The sequence below is a fragment of the Streptomyces palmae genome (genome assembly GCF_004684805.1).
Lineage (GTDB): Bacteria > Actinomycetota > Actinomycetes > Streptomycetales > Streptomycetaceae > Streptomyces > Streptomyces palmae.
Genome location: NZ_SRID01000638.1, coordinates 1 through 1803, shown reverse-complemented (window position 1 = coordinate 1803; position 1803 = coordinate 1). Strand labels below are relative to the sequence as shown.

1 protein-coding gene is annotated in these 1803 nt (G+C 69.4%); it reads left to right on the top strand.

Annotated elements, in window-relative coordinates:
- Positions 1–110 precede the first annotated feature (110 nt).
- A complete protein-coding gene (locus E4099_RS31715; protein ID WP_135342542.1) occupies positions 111–1703 on the top strand; it encodes an acyl-CoA carboxylase subunit beta in 1593 nt (530 codons plus the stop codon).
- Positions 1704–1803: the final 100 nt, after the last annotated feature.

Genomic DNA, 1803 nt, shown 5'->3' with positions numbered 1-1803 from the left:
CCCCAGATCGTCGCCCGGCGACTGCCCACCGCATGCCTGTCCACCGGCGGCGCCACCGGGCGGATCGCCGCCGAGCAGCACGTCTGCCCCCACCGGGAGGAGTGATGACCATGCACACCGCGGACGCGGCGACCCGCACCGAGCCCACGAGGACAGGAGGCCACGCCGCCACCGAAGAGCTCCACCAGATCAAGGAACGCATCCTGCTCGGCCCCGACGCAGCGGCCACCGAACGCCAGCACGCCAAGGGCAAACTCACCCCCCACGAACGCATCGCCCTTCTCCTCGACAAGGGAAGCTTCACCGAGATCGAGGCACTGCGCCGGCACCGGGCCACCGGATTCGGCCTGGAGGACAACACACCCCACACCGACGGTGTGATCACCGGCTGGGGCACGGTCGAAGGCCGCACGGTCTTCGTCTACGCCCACGACTTCCGGATCTTCGGCGGCGCGCTGGGCGAGGCCCACGCCACCAAGATCCACAAGATCATGGACATGGCCGTCGCCGCCGGCGCTCCGCTGGTCTCACTCAACGACGGCGCGGGGGCCCGGATCCAGGAAGGCGTCTGCGCCCTGGCCGGTTACGGCGGTATCTTCCGTCGCAACACCCACGCCTCCGGTGTCATCCCGCAGATCAGCGTGATGCTCGGGCCCTGCGCCGGTGGCGCCGCCTACAGCCCGGCCCTGACCGACTTCGTCTTCGCCGTACGCGACATCGCGCAGATGTTCATCACCGGCCCCGACGTCGTCAAGACCGTCACCGGTGAGGAGATCACGCACAACGGCCTCGGCGGCGCCGACGTACACGGCGCCACTTCCGGCGTCGCCCACTTCGTCTACGACGACGAGGAGACGTGCCTGGCCGAAGTCCGCTACCTGATCTCCATGCTCCCGGCCAACAACAGCGAACTGCCCCCGCACGCGGCGACCGACGACCCAGGGGACCGACGCTGCCCCGCGCTGCTCGAGGTGGTTCCCGCCGACGGCAATCACTCCTACGACATCCGCACCGTGATCGAGGACATCGTCGACGACGGCGACCACATGGAGGTCCACGCCGCCTGGGCGCCCAACATCGTGTGCACCCTGGCCCGCCTCGACGGCCGTACCGTCGGCATCGTCGCCAACCAGCCCGCCTCCATGGCCGGTGTCCTGGACATCAAGGCCAGTGAGAAGGGCGCTCGCTTCGTCCAGTTCTGCGACGCCTTCAACATCCCCCTGGTCACCCTTGTCGACGTTCCCGGCTTCCTGCCCGGCGTCGACCAGGAGCACGAGGGCATCATCCGCCGCGGTGCCAAACTCCTGTACGCCTACTGCAACGCCACCGTCCCGCGGGTCTCGGTCGTCCTGCGCAAGGCCTACGGCGGTGCCTACATCGTCATGGACTCACGCTCCATCGGCGCCGACATCGCCCTGGCCTGGCCCACCAACGAGATCGCCGTGATGGGCGCCGAAGGCGCGGCCAACGTCGTCTTCCGCCGGCAGATCGCGGCCGCCGACGACCCCGAGGCGATGCGCGCCCAGAAGATCGACGAATACCGACGCCACCTCGTCCACCCCTACTACGCCGCCGAACGCGGCCTCATCGACGACGTCATCGACCCCGCCGACACCCGTGTCCGCCTCATCGACGCCCTGGCGATGCTCGCCGCCAAGGACGCCCCGCTGCCCCGCCGCAAACACGGCACACCGCCCCAGTGAAAGGCCCGGCCATGACGACCCAGCCCCCCGGCGCCCTCCTCGAGTTGAGGATCGAGCGCGGCAACCCCACCCCCGAGGACTGGCTCCTATACACATCTCC

Coding starts and splice junctions, on each gene's coding strand:
- E4099_RS31715 (WP_135342542.1), top strand. CDS start 111: ATGCACACCGCGGACGCGGCGACCCGCACCGAGCCCACGAGGACAGGA.